Genomic DNA, 14637 nt, shown 5'->3' with positions numbered 1-14637 from the left:
TCTACCGCGATCATGGTGCTCGCCTTTCCTTGTGATTATCGCCATGGTATTGTTCGGGGCTCGAGCCATGTTGGTCGTCCGTATGGTGCTCATGGCCAGCTTCTCACCGAATTGTTGGGCTGGAATATGGCGGTGTCGAATCTGCGGTGGGATGGTGACTACGTGCTGATCGACATTGACGCAGCCCGATTGGGTCTGTGCGCTCCGCAAGCCAAACATCGAGGATAATTCGGTTTGTGCTCTACGGCGCGCTTGCTCACCTGATGATGGAGTCCACCGGATTGGTTAGCTGCGTGAGCGAGATGGCCAGCATGCCGGACGTTGCCTCGCCGTTGTCGGCGCCTGCCAACCGACTCACCGGCCCGGTCTGCCTGGGCCCGTTGCAGGATCGAAGTGCGGTCTGTGGGGTGTTCAGCTACTTGCCGCGCGCCCGGATTCCCAATACTGGGATAGCCTACCCTGCGGCATTTCTGGTGGGGCTGTTACCGACAAACCCGAACGACACCGGCCTGGTGGTAAAGACTGCCAGCCTGTCGAACTGGCGAACTGACGGCGCGCCGGTTACCGAAGTGCATCTCGGCGACTCGGGGGCATTAACCGGTGACGGCTAACTGCTGCTAGGACTTGCTGCCGACGTTGCAGCGGTCTGGTATCGCGACGATTCGGTTGCCCACGGCGGCCCTATGACTCTGCTCGCTTCGACGGCGCTGCTCGGTCTAGGACTCAATCCGGCTTGCGTGGCGTATGGCTCGTAGGTGCTTGATCTTGCCAATGTGTCATTGTATCTGGGTGCACGTAAGCGCGTTATCTTGCGCCCAGGGCGAGATGAACCAGGCGTTGTTGTACGCGACGCTGGCTCTCACCGGGACGTATTCCAGGATGTGGACCGTCCGATGAGTGAACTCGGCCCTACTGAATGGGGGACATCGTCCGGCAGTGTCGGCCCCTGGTCCGGTGACGTCCCGGATGACCCGCGGTATGACCCAGTCTTGTTGCGGGACGGCGATACTCGCAATGTTGTCGATGCCTACCGTTATTGGACTCGAGAAGCGATCATTGTCGATATCGATAGGCGCCGTCACCCCTTTCATGTGGCGATCGAGAACTTCGGTCACGACGCCAACATCGGCTCGGTAGTGCGTACCGCCAACGCGTTCGCGGTTGACACCATGCATATTGTTGGGCGTCGGCGCTGGAACCGCCGGGGTGCCATGGTGACGGATCGCTATCAGCGGTTGTGTCATCATGACAGTACTGCTTCAATGCTCGACTTCGCGGCGGGTGCTGGCTTGACTGTCGTCGCGGTAGACAACATTCCGGGGGCGGCGCGTCTGGAACAGACCACGTTGCCGCGGCAGTGTCTATTGGTGTTCGGTCAGGAAGGTCCCGGCATCACCGACGAGGCCCGGACCGGCGCGGCGATGATCGTGTCAATCGCCCAGTTCGGCTCGACCCGCAGCATCAACGCTGGTGTTGCCGCCGGGATCGCGATGCATGCCTGGATCAGGCAGCACGCGGACATGTCCCGCGCCTGGTAGCCAAAGCGCCCGGACACCCATGGGCCAGCACAATTTTTCAACTTGATATCGCATGCGGTATCAAGTTGCTGACCGCACCCCTTGGTTTCGCAGGGTGACATGTACCTTCGGTCGCAATAGGGTCACTCTGATGCTGGTTATCCGGAGCATCACCTGGATGCATCGCGGAGTGATGATGAAGCGAACCAATTTGGCCGCGGCGGGTTTGTGTATCGATGGAGCTAAGATGGTCTTGTACACCACTCACCTGACCTATCCAACCGGGGGGTACCCGGTCAGGTGAGACAATTGCCCGGCAGCGAGGTTTTTGACGGCCGCAAAGCCAATAGTAAACGTGGTACCGACGACTCGCTGCACCTTCTCGAGCACCGTTGTGTCGCTTTGGAAGATGCGCTGTTGTGACTCCGGGATTGCCAAACTGTTCCATACTATTGCAATCTCACTGTCCACGCTTCCGGCCGACGGGATCAGCACTCACTGCGGTGGTGTAACAGCGCGGGTGTCGGAGCATCTACGGACAATGGGTTAATCAGCGCTACTAAGGTGATGATCTGGTACTTTAGTAAGGGGGCGTCTGGAAAGTCGATCTGTAAGTAGATCATTGGTTCGTGGCAAGATAGAGCCCAATGAATCCCGGGTCAGCATGTTCGGCGAAGGTGATGGACGCCGTGATCCGCGGCAACCGGCGCCCGTCCTCATTAACAACGGGTCATCAAATTCCTTACGCAGTGCCACGACGTACATCGACATCCCTGCTATCGCGGCGTGCACCGAATCGCCTACCCCAATCCGGCAACCGCGATACCGTCAGTACCCGTCGACCCACCTGCATCGCCGCAGAATAGGCTCGAGGTTACGCCGGAGTCGTGACTTGAGGACTCTTTTGGGATTCATGTTTGTCGAGCTGATGCTATGCCTATCTGGCGATTAGTTGGAGATCTTTTGACGTCGTAGCTACCGACCCGGTTGATCCAGATCTACGGAGCTACACCTATCGGCGATGCCTTGACCCAACTGCGCGAGGTACTCGGTTACGATCTTCGGTGCTACAGCGATCTTACCTATAGTGCCGCGGTGGTGATTGCCAGCTCTGATGGTCTGGAGGTCGAAATCATTAGTGCTGCATTGGGTAATGGTGTTGAATATATCAGTCTGGTGGCCGGCAAGGTGCGTAGTGTGTCGATTGTGAATGACTCGAACTCTCCGAGGCTGAGCGGTTCCGTATACATATCCCGGCATACCCCGGTCGGATTTGGCCATCGGCGCCAAGACCTCCGCGGAGATCGCGGTGTCGGTCGCCGCTGAACCCGTCGCCGCCCTCTGTGGTAGCAGGCCTGACCTTGCTCGCTACTGAGGAAACCGGCGCATGATCGCTAGGCGGGTCACCAGTGTTGTTCTCGTGGCCAGCTGTTCCAGGAGACCTGGTGTACCTAAAAGCTTCTGCCATATCGGTATTAAGATCGTGCTCGGAGCTAGTGTCCGATGTTGCTCGCGGTACGGGATTCGGCCAGCTTATTGTCACTCTGGGTGGCGCTGGCTGAGCGGTGCTTGATGCTGTACCGCACCGCTAGACGAAGCTGATGGATGTAGGTGACCGTCAAACAATTTCGGAATGGGTGTTTGGGCGCACTGTGCTCGAACAGGTGGACTCGCAGGTAGCTGGAATAGTGGTGATGCTCGACAATCAGTCGCGGATTGATTCCGCAACTGTGCGTCGGCTGGCGACTGAAGGGACCGCTCCCGACATCGTGGTCTGTCGCTACGAGGACGGCATCAGCGATCTATCTGGCGGTCAGTTTGGGCCGGCCGTTACTGGAAGGCGAGCCTAGATTAGGCAGACAACGTCCGTGAAAATGCTTGCAAAGGTGCTGAATGCTAGGAGTATACGGCTGCATTGTTACGATGAATTGACCGCGAACGAGGCGCTCTATGACTGGAAGTACCAATGTCAGCTGCTGTCGATCAAGCTGGCCGAGGAGCCCGTAACGGAATATCGGATATCTCTGAAATCGAGACCTACCCCGTGGATCGTCCTATCCTGCAGTGTGTGCGGCATAGCGTGTCGACATTTCTAATGCTGTTGATCGATTAAATCGACTGTGCTGAAGACGAATTCCAGAGGGAAGTTCGTAGAATCACAGTCTAGACCTCCATGACGTACTGCGGCGATGTTGCCAATACCATTGGATCTATTTACCCAGAGTCGTGCCAGGCTACCGCGATTTTTTGTCGTACAGTACCCGGAGATTTACTCCGTTGATTTAACACTTCACCTAAATTCTTTTCTTAGTCAGCGCGAACGATCTTGATCTGGATAAGCCGACCGGGAGGGATTGCCGAAGTTATATACTGGGTTGCTGCATGGGTGTCGCTCGGTGTTGCGGACTTCATCCCGCCCGATTCGGTTGAGTCTGCACTGGTCAGTTTGGGGCCGTTGGCTCAGACTCTCGGCGACCGCGCCCCAGATTCGTAGCGTTTTTATCGAGCATCGCCGCACATGATGAGGACGTGCCGGATGAAAATCGCCAACCAGTTCACAGCCAGCGCGCCGATCGAGCAGGAATGGGGGTGTGCTGTCTGACTTGGAGCAGGTGATTCCATTGATGCCGGCGCTAGGCAAACCGAACCATCAGTGCGGCGACTATCTCGGCAAGGTCAAGGTTTGGCCGGTCACTAGTGAGTTCAGTGACAAAGTGCGTTTCGTTGAGCCGACCCGACCAGCACCGCGCGATCATTAATAGCAGGGGCAAGGAGTCGCGCTGTACCGACAACGCGGCCGCCACGGTCACCGCCCAGCTGCACGAGGCGGGGGAGTGTGCCAACGTCACTGTTAAAACCTATTTGAAGATAGTAGGAATGTTGGCCCCATTCGGCAGCGGCATGCTGCAGCAGGTGTAGGAGAAGCTGCTGGGTCAGTTCCGTGGAGTCGCTGGAGGCGAAACCGGCGCTGCAGAGCGTAGTGAGTTCCAGCAACCCGCCGATGAAGCAAGCTCGGTGGGTGCCATTGATAACGCACCTCGAGTCCAGGGCGTCATCCATCGAGCTCGCTCCCATCGATCGGTTGCAGCTTTGCGGTGGTAGCCAAATTAAGAAGTACGCCGCTGCAGTGCTAGCGGTGTTCGTCGTGCCCATGCTGATCCGGGTATTGCTTAGCCTGGGTTAAATTGGGTTGAGCCGCTATGAGTACCCCATTGTTTTTTCGGGGTGTCGATTTGGCGACGTTTGCTGCCGCTCTGGTGAGGTGGCTGTGTAACCTGGGTGTACTGTTACAGAGCTAGCCGGACCAGTGAATTGCGTGCAAGCGTTGCGGCATCGGGAATCACTCGTCGACGCTGTATCGGGTTGCCAGGCTTGATGTTGGTCCCCCGGAGGGATGATCTCAGTGACTTCGATGTGGTGTTCGCCGCGGTGTTCAGGATCGTCGAACCCTAACGGCACGATAGGTCCCGATTCGTCGCTGTCCGTTCCAGGGCCCCGCACACCCGCAAGCGGGTACGGGGTGCATCGCACTGACAGTCTATCCAGTGCCAGCCAAGCCCAGAGACTTGGGTCACTCGGAGTGTCACCGATTACTACGACGCCACTGGCGTGAGTCTGCAACTAGTCCTATGTTCTACCCGGCCGTATTGTCGGTACGCTCCGATGAGCTGTTTGACCGGTTCGATACTGACTACCTGCGTTTGTTTGGTTCCTGGATAGGGGGATCGGTATGCTGTTTCCTCCGACGCCACAGTTTGCGGTCTGAGCTCAGCCCGCACGGCAAAAGGATCGACTTGCGGCCGGACCGGTTGGGAAGCGGTGATGTTGGCGCGAACACGGCCCTGGCGTGTCGTCCTAGTCTGCGACTTGAGCTGTTTGATGCAGCTTCCCTACCTCGCTCCTAATCTATACTTGGAACGAGCTGTGGTGTTGCGCCAGGACTTGATACGCTCCGATGGCTTCGCCTTTTCGACTTCGCTGATCCGGATCACCTCGGTGCTGGCGCACCGCTCGGTCGAGGTGGCGCTTGGGTCGGGCCAATACAAAAGTGACCAACCGGCATAGAAGCACGTCCATCGGCCGCAGTATCGCCAGCCCTGCTGGCGTCGCACCGTGGCAACGCGCTGCGCGGCGCAGTGGTGATCGTCGCCTCTGAAGGCTGGGATAGCGATACCCCCGACGTGTTCCAGCATGTGCTGGCCAGGCTGCGTCGCCGCGCCGAGTTGCTGGTGTGGCTAAACTTGCGTGCGACGCACAGCTAGTTCAAGCCGCTTGCAGGTTGAGAGGATGGCTCTGCGCTGTCGTATTGCGAGATCTTGTACTGCCGGTGCATTCGTTCAGCTGACTGTGCTGGCTGCTGTTGGAGTTGGTTGGCGATCAGGGCCACCCTTGAGTCAGTCGACGCTAAGCATGTTGCGGGTACCCGACTTAGGACATGGCTACTGGAGCTGCGCATCCTACGGTGTATTCTGGCTTCCCCAGATGTATTACTGCGCTGAAAAGTGGTACACTTATTTGGTGCCGACCACACGTCCACGCTATCAGGTGACCGAAACCCCGCAAGTAGCGCACGCATTGGACCAGGCGGCCAAGCGATGGCCCGGTGAGCCCCGATCGAAGTTGCTGAGGCGTCTGATCGAGGTGGGTGCCGGTATCCTCGAGCGTGATGAGCGTGCGGAGGATTAGGTCCCGTCGTGCTGACGTGTTGGCAAGCAATGGCCGTTACGCTGAAGCCGTTGGGCCCAAACTATCTGGTTGAGCTGCGGGCAAACACGCCGGCCTGATTGTTTTGGATGCGAGAGTCCTGATCGCGCATATGCACCCTTGTCGACTTGCATCATGATGTGGCGACGGCAATTTTGCTAGTGGGTATACCCGGGCAAATATTGGTCAACATCATCACGCTGGCCGAGGTTCTTGTTTGGCGGGGCTCGCATAGGTCAGGGGACGTCGATGCGCGATGATCTGCGTGCTGCCGGCTCAGTCCGTCGCGCCGCGCGATGAAAGCGAGCCGTTGCCCCTCGCTGAACTGCGCGCTAGCACCGGGTTGCAACTACCTGATTGCTGCGTCCTAGATGCCGCAATTCATCACCAAGCAAGCCCTGGCAACCTTCGGTGGTGCATTCGCTACCGCGGACTGCAAACGCGGTGTGCGCGTCCACACCTAGGTTAATGTTCTCCACGTACCACGTGGCAAAGATCGTTAAGAACACGGCGTTATTTCACTTAAAAGATATTGTGAATAGATTGTGAAGGTGCATGCTTTGACACCTCGGCCTCGGGAGGGACGATTGACTATTCGTAAGGCATGGGGATAGCCCTGACTGCTCTTATTGATAAGGCATTGTTATATTCGCGACGTGCGAACTATGTTGTTCGCACAAAGAGCTAGCACCAATGCTGTAGTAACCTGGCATCGATTGCAGGACCTAGCTCGCCAGCTCGAATTGGTTCGGGCTGCCTCATCGACATGGTCGCGGTGCTGAAGTCATCTTAGCGGTGTAATCGCGAGTTTGCTTTGTTGGCCATGGCGTAGTGCTATCATATGATCGGGGAGGTTTGTCATGTCGATTAGTGGCTGCCGTCTCGGAGTCTTGCAGGTATGGTGGCTTCGGTCCGCTCAATTCGCCTCGTTTGGTTGAGGTAAGTTTCGAACTGTTCGTATGGATCCGATCACCCTGTTGTCGTCAGCCATGATGCGATATCGCCGGGCGTAACTGAACAGTCAGTCCTCCAAACCGGATCTGACCCCTACTATTTGGGGACTGCGTCCGAGCGCACCGTGCTAATTGTCCGTTTGGTCTCCCACGTCGGGGTCGGTAACGAACTTGAAGGTCTTCACGCGATGCGACTGGATGCCCCCACTTATGCCAGATCCGCGCGGCCAAGGAAAACGAAATCCCCCACAGCCATCAACTGCTCCGGTGACGGGCCGCTCCGACGCTGAACGGCCGATTCGCATAACATCGCCGACCAACGTCTCTACGAGCACCATGACCTCATCGATCACCGAAGCACGTCCCGTCCCCGGCGTACCCGAACCGCGATATCAGTATCTAGCCACTCCATCGGACACCAACCACACAATCCACGCCCGTGTCACCTGCCCCACCAGCACCCACAACACCCTCGTCAACCACCCCAGCCGACCCCGGTCGCCATCGCGCAACTCCAAGACAGCAACCACATACACCGCCCACTTACCTCAACCAACCACACCTAAACGCCTCAAAACCACCCACCACTAGCTGCTTGGGTTCAGTCTGGTAAGGCGAGTTCGCGACGGTGGTGTGACATTCGGCTAAACGAGGTATTCGCGTGCTATACGGAGTGGTTGTGGTACGAAAACAGCGGCGGGCTAAGCGCTGACGAGCTCGCCTATCGCTACCACGAACAGCTGAGAGAAGACACAAGACTTGCTGCTAGCCGACCCCGGACCACACTATATAGACCATATGTGTGTGTTGGACAACCGCGTTTACAAGCGCGGCGCGTTGACTTTGCACGCGCTTCGTGGTGTGTTGTCGGTGCCGAGAAATTCTTTGCTCTGATTAGGAATTGGTTGACCTGGTATCGCCATGCCACGGTCGTCACCGACGATTTCACCGGTCTGGTCGCCAACTATTCCGAAAAAGTTGTTGCGGCTATTGTGGGATACGTGGCTGTATTCGACGGAAGTGCTGTAACTGACACACGGTGGGTGGTCGTCGGCGTTACAAGTTAGCCAGGTTGTTGGGAACGTCGACTTTGTGTTCCTGCAGCGCTTAAAGCGGTACCACCTCCAGGGTGCGACGCCCGGTGACACCAGCATTACCGGGCAGTGCAGCCGTAGTACTGGACTCTCAGCCAGTCCAACGCGGTCACGCATCTACGTTTGCCCGGTGGCAGGTCGGGAAACTAGTACTCGGACACCGGTGTCAGCAGGTCCTTATCGATTAGAGCGCTGATGCTCTAGGGATGCAGCGGTCATTACAGCACAGGGGGTGTGTCCACTGAATCCTCGAGTATGGTTGGGCGGCAGCCGTAGCTATTTATTAGAAGTCGGTGAGTGCTTCAGTCCCGCACGGTTCCAGCTGGCCGCCGGCACGTTGCGATCAAGCATGTGCTTAGTGCAATGCTGCGTGGTATAAGTTTGAAAGGAACACTTGATCCGCTCTCGCAGAAAACTATGCGATCTAAAAGCTGGTCAGCACATTGGTATACATTGCGTTGCTAGCTGCTACGTCGGTTTCCGAATCCACCAGGCGATTTCTGCTAAAGTCGTGCCCGCTCGCCGAAGTTCTTCGTGCGCCGCTTAGTTCCTGCCAGCATCCTGATTAGCCTCTGCCAAGAAGAACTCTAGCGTGTACAAGGATAATTCCTCGGTACCGGAGGGCGCCAGCACCGTCAAGTCCGTCGATATGTTCTGGCTGGCCTGGGTTCCTTGCGCCGCGGTGTCGAGTACTTGCGGACCGATGGTGGTCCCGGCCGGGACGAACGACACGGCTGTACTTACCTCTCTGTACATGCGGCCGCTATGTGGACGTTTCTGGTCGTTCATGCCCACCGATGCCGCTAGGCTGAAACAGCCTCCCGCGGGTCACCAGCGAGATCGCGGAGCAACAATTTCTAATACTTAGTAATTAGGCAATAGTTTACGTATATATATATATATATATATACGTAGTGTAACGGTGTGGCGGTTGACACAAGGGGTATTACTTTTGTCGGGTGCCGTCCTCTGTCGACTGGTCTACTCAGGGGAGTCTGTCCTGCGTTCTTGGTTTTGAAGGCCTGTTAAGTGGTCGGTTTATTGATGTGATCGTTACCGGGACTTTGCTCACCGAAGCGGTCGCGACCGTAGATAACAAACTGGAACGTGTTGGCTAAGTATATGGTCCGGTCTGATCGGGTAGACCAGTTTGTGTTTTTGTGTTGCTGGGCCCGGCTGGCGCTGGCGCCGACGATGGGGACTGGTGCCTTGACGTCCGGTGATGCCTCCGAAGCTAGATGAGGTGCCCTAGTAGTACCGACGCTTCGAGGTGCCAGAAGTCGCCATTGGCATGTCGCCGGGGTTCCTTTCTTCGAGATCGACATAACCCTGCTTTTGATGGATGCTGGATGGTCGTGGTGGACTGGTGGCAGCGTACTGTTATCCCTTCCACTGGCTAGTGGATGGCTGGGCCCCGCCGCCATTAGATACCTCAACCAGCACAGCGTCCGCCAACGTCCACCACACTACCACCCCAAAGACAAGGCTGCCGACATGGGCGAAGAACGCGACCCTGTTGCCACCTGGGTGGACGAGCGCCTAATTGCCCTCGACGAAAGGTACAGAAAATCCAGCCTCTCGAGGAAGATCTATGCCGGAATCCTGATCGGGAACCACCCCACGCACGGCAGGGGGCGGTTGCGGCATAGCAGTTAGTTTTAAACGCGGGCTCAGTAAATTTGGTGTACGGCTCAGTAAATTTGGTGTACTCAGTGTGCCACAGAATAAGCAATTACAGAAACGGGGCGGTACTTTGCAGCGGGAATCAGCCCAAATCCCTTTTCTGCAGAAAGGTTGTTCGGTGCTTGTCGTTACTACCAATAACATTCCTGGTTGGGAGATCCAACGTGTCTGCGGCGAAGTCTTTGGCCTCACCGTCCGATCGCGAAATATTTTTCCCAGTTCGGTGTCGGATTCAAATCGATGTTCTGTGGCGAACTGCAGGGCATGACTAAAAACCTGGCTGAGAGTCGCAATGAGGCAGTGGGTCGGCTGGTGAACGAAACGCGTACCAAAGGCGGCAACGCGATGGTCGGGATGCGCTTCGACACCACGGAGCTCGGCGACGTGTGGACAGAGATCTATGCCTAACTGTACCGTGGTGTATGCTTTGTCCATCACCGAAGCCGCTCGCTACACTGCTACCCAACTGGGTTATGGGGGTGTCCCGCAGCCTCTGCAGCACTAGCAGCCACATCGCGCGGGTATTTTGAGTCGCACGCAGTGTTGGTTGTTGTTTGGTCAACGGTTTTAGTCGATGGTTTTAGTTGTCTTTTGGCAGGGACGATCGGGGTCTCTAGTGGGCGGGAATGGCGTGAAAGGAATTTCGGGTTGAGGAAGGAAGCCGGCTGTGTTGGATACGTTGGCGCTGTTGATTGCCTTGAGAGGGGCTTGCGGTGTGGTGGATGCTTAGGTGTCTGTGTCAGCCGACGAGCCGCTGATCATCGATCATCGCGCGCCGCGGGGCACGGTGACTTCCCGGCAAATACTGTCGCAGCGACTACCGACTGCGGTCCTATCTGGCGTGGGTGGTGTGTGGCTTCCTGTGCAGGCCAGTAGCGATGGGGTGCTGGCGTTTTATCGACAGGCTTATCTAGCAGATATAAACCGACTGCACAGGACTTGTCAATGCTGAGATTGCCTAGCAACTGCAGCAAACTCAACGCGAGGTGAGCCAGGCGTCGATGGTTATCCGTACCGCCAACGGGCCACACCGATACTGGCCGCTAGAGTCAAATCATCGCCGCGGTTCCACCGGATATAACGCTGTTTCTCGATATCGAGCAGATGCCTCCCAGCAGCTGCTGGTCTCAGCGGTCGCGGAGGTGTTGAATAAGATTAGGCTAGGATGGGCAACTGTCCTGCGGTCGACCCTCTACTTCACCGATAGGGTCATCACTAGCTTGGCTTTTCAGGAGCAGGGACTGCGGGTTCACCACAAGTCGTGATATACCCTAGCAAGTCTGCACCTGCTCAACATGGCGTTGAGCCAGCGCTGCGACCCGGCATCCCAGGCAGGTAAGTGGGCAGGATTTGAACTGCATTCTGATGTGACTGTCACCGAAAATTCACCGCTCGTGCCGGTCAAATCCGGCTAACGCTGATTTGTAAGACCCGGTCGCCGTCGCGTGTTTCAAATTGCCTCCTGGGGTGAACGTCATGTTTTGTCGTGAAAACAGCCGACGGACTACCAGCTTGCGAAGAAAGTCGGATTCGACGCCGTGCTTGTGGACTCTCCTCGGTCAGTCCAACACAATGGCGTGATGGCCAAGTTCGGTGGTAATTGAGCTGCTGCGCAGCATCACAGTAGGGGTCTACCGGCAATTTTTTGCGGGTAACTTTGGCGGTGGCGGAGGGATTTGAACCCTCGGACGGGTTTTTGCCGTCACACGCTTTCGAGGCGTGCTCCTTAGGCCGCTCGGACACACCACCATTACCATTGGGTAGTTTACCGAACCGGCGGCCCTTTACTCAATCGCTGGTGAGCAAAGAACGCCTCCAGTGGTGCTGTGCACTCCTGAGCAAGCACTCCGCCGCGTACGGCTGGGCGATGGTTGAGTCTATGGTCGCGGACCACATCCCACAGCGACCCGACCGCTCCGGTCTTGGGTTGCCAGGCTCCAAACACCAGTCGCTCGATACGTGCCAGGACCAGAGCACCCGCGCACATGGTGCACGGTTCAACGGTGACTGCCAACGTAGTCCCCTCCAGCCGCCATCCATTGCCTAGTGTACCGGCCGCCGCCCGCATTGCCAAAATTTCGGCGTGCGCGGTGGGATCGCCAATGGCTTCACGGGCATTTACTGCCCGGGCGAGTTCGTTTCCGTCGGCGCCGAGGACCACTGCCCCAATCGGTACATCGCGCGACCCCGCCGTCGTGGCAACTGTTAGTGCGGCACGGATCAAATCTTCGTCAGTGGTAACCGATCGGGTCTGATGGCGGCGCCCCGCTGCGCTCGGCATCGCTGCGTTTGCGGTCACCGACCAAGGCGGTTGATCACCGCTGACAGCTGCTCGGCAAAGCCCATCTCACGGGCAATGTGGCCCAGTTGCTCGTCGGCGTACAGGTCGGTCTGATCGAGGATGACCCCCAGCGTCGCCTCTGGTAGCCCTACATCGGACAACAACCCCAGGTCGCCTTCCTCAAAGGGGTATGCATCCTCGAGGTCCTCGGGATCAATTTCGGCGTCTAAACTGTCCAAAATTTCGGCGGCGATATCATAGTCCAGCGCGGCGGTAGCGTCCGACAGCAGCAACCTGGTACCGGACGGTGCTGGGCGCAGGATGATGAAGAATTCGTCGTCGACGTCCAGGAGACCAAAGACTGCTCCCACACTCCGCAGCTCACGCAGTTCCGTCTCGGCTGCCGTCAGGCTCGTCAACGACTTGGAGGCCATCGCAGAACAACGCCACTGACCCTCTTCTCGCACAACCGCAACGCCGAAACCGTCCGGCATGTCTGCCGCTGGGACTTTCGCCGACGCCCGTTCTGCCCCCATGGGCGCTTACGCTAGTCGCCGACCGGGTCCCTTGACCAGATGACTGCTCGTGATCGACAGCACTTGGGGCAACCACGACCCGCAAACTGTGTCAATCTTGGATGGTGGCTGGGACTGCGTCGGGCGACCGGTGTGCGTGCTTGGGCTGGGATTGATCGGCGGATCGATCATGCGGGCCACGGCGGAGGCCGGTCGTGAGGTTTTCGGCTATAATCGTTCAGTGAAAGGCGCGCAGAGCGCTCGGTCAGACGGTTTTGACGCCACTACCAAACTTGCTGACGCGTTAGTTCGCGCCGCCGATACCCACGCATTGATCGTGCTGGCTGTGCCGATGCCGGCATTGCCGGCCATGCTCGCCCACATTCGCGAATTGGCGCCCAACTGTCCGCTCACTGATGTTACCAGCGTCAAAACCGCGGTGCTCGACGCGGTTGTTTCGGTTGGTTTGCAGGCCCGCTTCGTCGGTGGTCACCCGATGACCGGCACTGCGCAATCGGGTTGGGGCGCCGGACATGGCGGGTTGTTCAACAGGACTTCCTGGGTGCTTAGTGTAGACGACCATGTGGACCCCGCGGTGTGGTCAATGGTTATGACATTGGCGTTGGATTGCGGCGCGCTGGTATTACCGGCAAAATCCGACGAGCACGACGCCGCTGCAGCTGCCATTTCGCATATGCCGCACTTGCTCGCTGAAGCTTTGGCTGTAGCCGCCGCTGAGGTTCCGCTGGCGTTCGCGGTGGCGGCAGGATCGTTCCGTGACGCCACCCGAGTAGCCGGAACCGCTCCGGACTTAGTGCGTGCGATGTGCGAAGGAAACTCCGGCCAACTGCTGTCGTCCGTCGACCGGGTCATCGAGTTGCTTTGCCGTGCCCGCGACTCCCTGGCTTGCAACAATTCAGTGGCTGAACTCGTCGAAGCGGGCCATGCCGCGCGCGCGCGTTACGACAGCTTCCCGCGCTCCGACATCGTCACCGTCATCATCGGCGCGGAGAATTGGCGCGAAGACCTGGCGGCTGCAGGCCGAGCAGGTGGGGTGATCAGATCCGCTCTGCCAAGCCTGGGTAGTCCATGATAAACGCGTCGGCATCGACGATGGTGTTCCTGACCGGTGAACGCAACTTGATTCCGTCAAGGTGTATTGAGCTGGTGTAGCTCACGGTGTCGGCTGCGACGGGCAGCTCAGGCACTCGTGCATAAACCATCGACAAAATGATTTCTTCCACCCGTTCGTGTAGACCGAGGCGGCGGATCGGTAGGGCATTGAAGGACGCACTAAACACCACGTCGACGTCGAGCGCGTCATTGTATGCTCCACGTTTGCCCCTGGTGGACCAGTCACCGACCGCATGTTTTTTTTCGCCGCGGGCGATAGGCAAGCTGACGTTTTCGCACGGCTAGCGTGACGGTCATATCCGAAACGCTTGGTGGCGCCAGTCTCATCGGTCTGCACTTCGTGAAAGGCGCCGAACGCCAGATTAGTTGCGGTGGCCGCGGCGACGATACGACCATGAGCCCTGATGCGTTTGTCGGACAACGCAATCACACCGATTCCATGCGCGGAGACATACCTGTGTGCGCCAAGTTAACATCGCCAGCCAGGAGCACGTTGGATTAGAGGACGCTGCGTCCATGTGCAGCCGCCCCTCCTCCTTGCTAGGCTTCTGTGTCGTCACCGGCGCGGTTCATCCCTCTACCGTAAAACGTGCCCACGTACAGCGGTGTGCTTGTTGGTTAAGTGCGGACTTCGCTGTGGACCAGTTTGCGCTCTCGCAGACCGATGCGTTTACGCAGTTCAATGGGCGCCGGGTATCGATACCCACACCGCCGACGCTAGCTAGTACTAGTAGTAGTATGTCAAGGGTCAGCGCC

Annotated in this window: 11 protein-coding genes, 1 tRNA gene and 8 pseudogenes; 12 read left to right on the top strand and 8 right to left on the bottom strand. The window is 57.7% G+C overall.

All coding sequences use genetic code 11. The features are described from left to right. The first annotated feature begins 12 nt into the window (after positions 1-12). Together ML_RS19680 and ML_RS12775 are read left to right on the top strand one after the other, a co-directional pair. Positions 13-897, top strand: a pseudogene (locus ML_RS19680) (hypothetical protein). Further along, complete coding sequence (locus ML_RS12775) at positions 894-1538, top strand: TrmH family RNA methyltransferase (protein ID WP_041323891.1); 645 nt, start codon at positions 894-896, stop codon at positions 1536-1538. The pseudogene ML_RS19680 and the gene ML_RS12775 overlap by 4 nt, the downstream one beginning before the upstream one ends. A 60-nt stretch (positions 1539-1598) precedes the next feature. On the opposite strand, the pseudogene ML_RS18250 reads toward ML_RS12775, so the two are convergent. Then, positions 1599-2345: pseudogene (locus tag ML_RS18250) on the bottom strand (LysR family transcriptional regulator); the annotation flags it as partial. 159 nt (positions 2346-2504) lie between these two features. On the opposite strand from ML_RS18250, the gene ML_RS12765 reads away from it, so the two are divergent. The 7 genes and pseudogenes from ML_RS12765 (at position 2505) to ML_RS12745 (ending at position 6203) form a co-directional block, all read left to right on the top strand. Then, entirely contained in the window at positions 2505-2843 is a 339-nt protein-coding gene (locus tag ML_RS12765; RefSeq protein WP_049769901.1) for a hypothetical protein, read from the top strand. Positions 2844-3118: 275 nt separating this feature from the next. Next, complete coding sequence (locus ML_RS12760; protein ID WP_049769900.1) at positions 3119-3367, top strand: hypothetical protein; 249 nt, start codon at positions 3119-3121, stop codon at positions 3365-3367. Beyond that, positions 3300-4039 (top strand): annotated as a pseudogene (locus ML_RS19675) (MoxR family ATPase); the annotation flags it as partial. The gene ML_RS12760 and the pseudogene ML_RS19675, both read left to right, overlap by 68 nt. 14 nt (positions 4040-4053) lie before the next feature. Further along, positions 4054-4701, top strand: a pseudogene (locus ML_RS12755) (SRPBCC family protein). A gap of 638 nt (positions 4702-5339) precedes the next feature. Further along, a complete protein-coding gene (locus ML_RS17620) occupies positions 5340-5582 on the top strand; it encodes a VWA domain-containing protein (protein ID WP_269147823.1) in 243 nt (80 codons plus the stop codon). Further along, positions 5579-5779 carry a VWA domain-containing protein gene (locus tag ML_RS19670; RefSeq protein WP_414085571.1) on the top strand — a complete coding sequence of 67 codons (201 nt, stop codon included), beginning with the start codon at positions 5579-5581 and terminating at the stop codon, positions 5777-5779. Before ML_RS17620 ends, ML_RS19670 begins: the two co-directional genes overlap by 4 nt. A gap of 127 nt (positions 5780-5906) precedes the next feature. Then, positions 5907-6203: a hypothetical protein gene (locus ML_RS12745; protein WP_145985226.1), complete on the top strand. Its 297-nt coding sequence runs from the start codon at positions 5907-5909 to the stop codon at positions 6201-6203. Between the two features lie 1363 nt (positions 6204-7566). Here the strand turns inward: ML_RS12745 and ML_RS12735 are convergent. Next, positions 7567-7710, bottom strand: a complete 144-nt coding sequence (locus ML_RS12735; RefSeq protein ID WP_156511828.1) for a hypothetical protein — start codon at positions 7708-7710, stop codon at positions 7567-7569. Positions 7711-7791: 81 nt separating this feature from the next. On the opposite strand from ML_RS12735, the pseudogene ML_RS16920 reads away from it, so the two are divergent. Continuing rightward, positions 7792-8203 (top strand): annotated as a pseudogene (locus ML_RS16920) (M1 family aminopeptidase); the annotation flags it as partial. A 78-nt stretch (positions 8204-8281) separates the two neighbouring features. Here ML_RS16920 and ML_RS18245 read toward each other — a convergent pair. Together ML_RS18245 and ML_RS12725 are read right to left on the bottom strand one after the other, a co-directional pair. Further along, positions 8282-8619 (bottom strand): annotated as a pseudogene (locus ML_RS18245) (DUF2237 family protein). Between the two features lie 192 nt (positions 8620-8811). Further along, positions 8812-9000: a hypothetical protein gene (locus ML_RS12725; protein WP_145985225.1), complete on the bottom strand. Its 189-nt coding sequence runs from the start codon at positions 8998-9000 to the stop codon at positions 8812-8814. Positions 9001-10069: 1069 nt separating this feature from the next. Here ML_RS12725 and ML_RS18240 point away from each other — a divergent pair. After that, positions 10070-10456 (top strand): annotated as a pseudogene (locus tag ML_RS18240) (YbjQ family protein). A 1153-nt stretch (positions 10457-11609) separates the two neighbouring features. Here the strand turns inward: ML_RS18240 and ML_RS12710 are convergent. The 3 genes from ML_RS12710 to ML_RS12700 form a co-directional block, all read right to left on the bottom strand. Then, a tRNA-Ser gene (locus ML_RS12710) sits at positions 11610-11700 on the bottom strand. A 16-nt stretch (positions 11701-11716) separates the two neighbouring features. Then, a complete protein-coding gene (locus ML_RS12705) occupies positions 11717-12232 on the bottom strand; it encodes a nucleoside deaminase (RefSeq protein ID WP_010908921.1) in 516 nt (171 codons plus the stop codon). Positions 12233-12246: 14 nt separating this feature from the next. Then, positions 12247-12768 (bottom strand): tRNA adenosine deaminase-associated protein, encoded by a 522-nt coding sequence (locus tag ML_RS12700; protein ID WP_041323417.1) that lies wholly within the window; start codon positions 12766-12768, stop codon positions 12247-12249. A gap of 130 nt (positions 12769-12898) precedes the next feature. Here ML_RS12700 and ML_RS12695 point away from each other — a divergent pair, with 130 nt between their 5' ends. After that, a complete protein-coding gene (locus ML_RS12695; protein WP_064430461.1) occupies positions 12899-13840 on the top strand; it encodes a prephenate dehydrogenase in 942 nt (313 codons plus the stop codon). Here the strand turns inward: ML_RS12695 and ML_RS18235 are convergent. Continuing rightward, a pseudogene (locus tag ML_RS18235) lies at positions 13806-14399 on the bottom strand (putative glycolipid-binding domain-containing protein). The gene ML_RS12695 and the pseudogene ML_RS18235 overlap by 35 nt on opposite strands. Positions 14400-14637 lie beyond the last annotated feature (238 nt).

Origin of the sequence: Mycobacterium leprae TN (genome assembly GCF_000195855.1) — a bacterium.
Taxonomy (GTDB): domain Bacteria; phylum Actinomycetota; class Actinomycetes; order Mycobacteriales; family Mycobacteriaceae; genus Mycobacterium; species Mycobacterium leprae.
The sequence above is the reverse complement of the archived record's forward strand: the minus strand, read 5'-3'. Positions and strand labels throughout refer to the sequence as shown.

What these genes read in the sequence shown, in the direction of transcription:
- ML_RS12775 (WP_041323891.1), top strand. Translation starts at nt 894, where the DNA reads ATGAGTGAACTCGGCCCTACTGAATGGGGGACATCGTCCGGCAGTGTC.
- ML_RS12760 (WP_049769900.1), top strand. Translation starts at nt 3,119, where the DNA reads ATGGATGTAGGTGACCGTCAAACAATTTCGGAATGGGTGTTTGGGCGC.
- ML_RS17620 (WP_269147823.1), top strand. Translation starts at nt 5,340, where the DNA reads ATGTTGGCGCGAACACGGCCCTGGCGTGTCGTCCTAGTCTGCGACTTG.
- ML_RS12705 (WP_010908921.1), bottom strand. Translation starts at nt 12,232, where the DNA reads ATGCCGAGCGCAGCGGGGCGCCGCCATCAGACCCGATCGGTTACCACT.
- ML_RS12700 (WP_041323417.1), bottom strand. Translation starts at nt 12,768, where the DNA reads ATGGGGGCAGAACGGGCGTCGGCGAAAGTCCCAGCGGCAGACATGCCG.